This is a genomic window from Asaia prunellae JCM 25354 (assembly GCF_000613885.1).
Taxonomy (GTDB): domain Bacteria; phylum Pseudomonadota; class Alphaproteobacteria; order Acetobacterales; family Acetobacteraceae; genus Asaia; species Asaia prunellae.
In genome coordinates this window covers 1-3,305 of sequence record NZ_BAJV01000030.1, presented here as the reverse complement: position 1 = coordinate 3,305, position 3,305 = coordinate 1, and the positions used below count along the sequence as shown (strand labels likewise).

Here is a 3,305-nt window from a genome sequence, read left to right as displayed (position 1 = left end):
GCATCGGGGGAAAATCGTACACGGAGTGAACACCGAGGGTTTTCAGTTCATTAAGTCTGTTTTATAACCAACCAACGCACAAATTTCCTCGGAGCGAACACCGAAAGCTCTTGGATTTTGTGGATTTCCTGGTGAGCGGTTCTGTCACGCTCACGTCACGTTGGAGGTTAAAATGGTTCCGTCTGATGACCTGATTGCTCAGCAGATTGCCTGGGAAGAAGAGGGCCTTCGCAGAGGCGTAGAGGCCTATCACACCAACTTTGAGCGCACATGCGCCCAGGGAGGGGGTAACGCTACGGGACCAGGAATGGCCCTTGTAAGTTTCCTCTACGGTCCCCTTGAAGGCCGGATACGTGAAGAGCAGCAGGCCGTGTGGTCTCGCATGACAGACCGCAAACCGAAGCCCCTCTACGACAGTGCTTTGATTGCTCTGGAAGCCTCTATCATTGCGACGATCGCCGCCTCCACTGTTGTGGCTGGTCTACTCGGGCCTGCCCTTCATGATGGTGTGAAACGGGCCAATCTGGCGAAAGAGATAGGTTCAGCGCTGCAGGCACAGATCGCACTGGAACAGTTCAGGATCGGTGAGAAAGAGCGTCTTAAGGCTCTTGATGCAGAGGCACGGGAAGAGAAGCGGAATCTCGTAGACCTTGCCAAGCGTTTCAGCGTCAGTTCCCTGCTGCAAATGCCCGTCAGTGGCGGACATGGCAGAAGAAAATCGGCGCACAGGATTTCTACCAGTGGACCCCTGAAGCGGTGCTGGCCGTAGGGGCATTTCTTGCTGATGCCTGTGTAGATGTTTCAGAGGGCAGAATTTACAGGGACACTCAGATGGTCCGTGGCAAGTCATCAGCCACTTACAGACTGTCAGCAGAATACCTGCAGCACATGGGGATTGAGAATACACAGCTTGAAACCCTCAGGCCCCGTCTGCTTCCTATGCTTATTCCCCCGCTCCCGTGGCAAGTGCAGGAGACTGGCCATAACCAGACAGGCGGGTTTCTGACACAGCGTATCAATCTCTTGAGGGCTGAGGTCTACACACATTCAGCGGGTGGCGCAGGAACCGTCAGTGAACTGGACATACGCGCTCTGAACCGGGTGCAGGCAACAGCGTGGCAGGTGAACCCCAAGGTCTTTGAGGTCATGCTTGAGGCAGCTCAGACAGGAATCAAGCTCCCTTCAATTCCCCTTGAGACAGACGAGGAAGTTGGATTTCAAAGCAAGTACCCAGGTTGGAATGCCTTTGTTGAGCGGTTTCATACTGAGGGGCGCAAGGCGCGTCTCCTGCCAGATGCCGAGTGGGAGGCCCTCTCCCCGTCTGCAAAGACGGATGTGAAGCGGGATATCCTGGCATTCCATGAGGGGGCGGCCTCGATGCTGGGCAAACGCTACGCGCTGTCAGAGGCCCTTACGACAGCCTCAGAACTCCTTGATATTGTTGAATTTTATTACCCATTTAACCGGGATTTCCGGGGGCGCATCTATCCCATGACGCTGACGGAAATGCAGCCTCAGGGCTCGGACTATGCAAAGGCCCTCCTGAGGTTCTCCAAGGGAAAGGTGTTAGGCACCTCGGGTCTTCGGTGGTTGTTGATCCACATTGCAAACTGTGCGGGGGAGGACAAGTTGAGCCTGGAAGACCGGGTGAAATGGTCTCTTGATAACCTTGAGGGCATTATGGGCTCAGCTGAGAGCGTTTGAGTGCCTTTGGTGGGCCTATAAGGACCCTGAGAGGCGCCTTGAGCGTAACGAGAGGGATTCCCCGTGGATGCTCCTCGCAGCTTGCTTTGAACTTGCAGAAGCCTTCGCACATCCAGACGGCCCAGAGGCTTTCATCAGCCACCTGCCGTGGCTGTTGACGGGACCTGTAATGGTCTTCAGCACCTCTCCGCCATGGGCTGTGATCCCATAGGAGCAGCAGCTACGAACCTGCTTCCCCTGGCTGACCGGCAGGATATCTATCTTGAAGTCGCAGCAGCTGTGCGGGAAGCCTTGCAGGAGGATATGGCAGCAGGAGATGCACGGGCAAGTGCATGGTTTTCCGAGTTCTCAGGCTCTGGAGGGCGTAAGATCGTCAAGCGCGCTGTGATGACGACTCCTTATGGTGTGACCAGTGCTGGGATTGCGAAGCAGATCATGAAGGAAGGCTTCACCGCCTCCCTGGACGGCAAGGGGAGCGAACTCTCAGCGTATATGCGGGATCTGATCCAGAAAGCTCTGACGCAGAAGGTCAGCAAGGCGAAGGAGATCATGGCATGGCTCCAGTCCGCAGCGTTTGAAATGGGTAGAGTAGGTCTGCCCTTCAGGTGGACAACCCCTACTGGAAGCCAGATTGTGCAGGCATACCGAAACCTTGATCGGGTCACAGTTAGCACCCTTGCAGGGCGGATCTGGGTCTACAAAGAGAACCCCCAAAGCACACTTGACCTCCGCAAGCAGTCTGCTGGATCGGCCCCTAACCTGGTGCATTCGTTCGATGCCGCGCACCTTTTTCTGACGGTCGAGAGGTTCGCAGGGAGTTCAGAGGCCCCATCCCTTGCACTTATTCATGACAGTTATGGCACCCATGCAGCGGACGTTGAAAAGCTTGGCAGGTGTATCCGAGAGGCGTTTGTGGAGATTTACTCCCAGAACTGGATCGAGAAGCTTCAGGCTGAGTTCACGGCCTACGCGCCCCATGCAATGCTCCCTGAACCGCCTGAGCCAGGGGATTTTGAGGTGGAGAAAGTCCTGGGAGCAGAGTTCTTCTTCTCCTGAGTGTCGGCCTGACGACCAAGCTATGTAGGCACTAGAAGAAAAACGCCAACCGCTGCCCTTCGGGTGGCGGTTTCGTGTATTTGGAGAGACCCCCTATGAACTGTGATGACAAAATTCTTGCCTGGCACTTTGTAGGGGAAACCCTCCGTGATGGCCGTGCCGTCCCTGCTGACGGAGAAATCCTTACGCATGTAGGACCGGTCATTCCGTGCCGCCAAGGGCTACATGCCAGTGAGCGCCTGATTGATGCCCTCTCGTATGCACCAGGCCATACACTATGCCGCGTAGAGTGTTGGGGCGACGTTAGGGAGGATTCAGGCGACAAACTGGCAGCCCGAAATCGGCGGATACTGTGGCGGATTGATGCTGAGCCGGTTCTGCGTGAATTTGCGCGGCGCTGTGCGATTAGCGTTCTCCATCTCTGGGACGCCCCCGCTGAAGTACGGGCATACCTGGAGACAGGCGATGAAGCTCTCAGGGACGCCGCAAGGGTCGCCGCAACGGACGCCGCAGAGGCCGCCGCAACGGACGCCGCAGAGGCCGCC

General features: G+C 56.3%; 3 protein-coding genes and 1 pseudogene. All 4 read left to right on the top strand.

What is annotated here, in order from left to right:
* Window positions 1-172 precede the first annotated feature (172 nt).
* Complete coding sequence (locus JCM25354_RS23165) at window positions 173-769, top strand: hypothetical protein (RefSeq protein WP_025886724.1); 597 nt, start codon at window positions 173-175, stop codon at window positions 767-769.
* A 62-nt stretch (window positions 770-831) separates the two neighbouring features.
* Window positions 832-1,704 (top strand): DNA-directed RNA polymerase, encoded by an 873-nt coding sequence (locus JCM25354_RS23640; RefSeq protein WP_148301566.1) that lies wholly within the window; start codon window positions 832-834, stop codon window positions 1,702-1,704.
* Between the two features lie 67 nt (window positions 1,705-1,771).
* Window positions 1,772-2,760 (top strand): annotated as a pseudogene (locus JCM25354_RS23635) (DNA-directed RNA polymerase).
* Window positions 2,761-2,855: 95 nt separating this feature from the next.
* The coding region (locus tag JCM25354_RS21825) for a DUF7666 domain-containing protein (protein ID WP_035448123.1) at window positions 2,856-3,305 on the top strand (450 nt) is incomplete at its 3' end.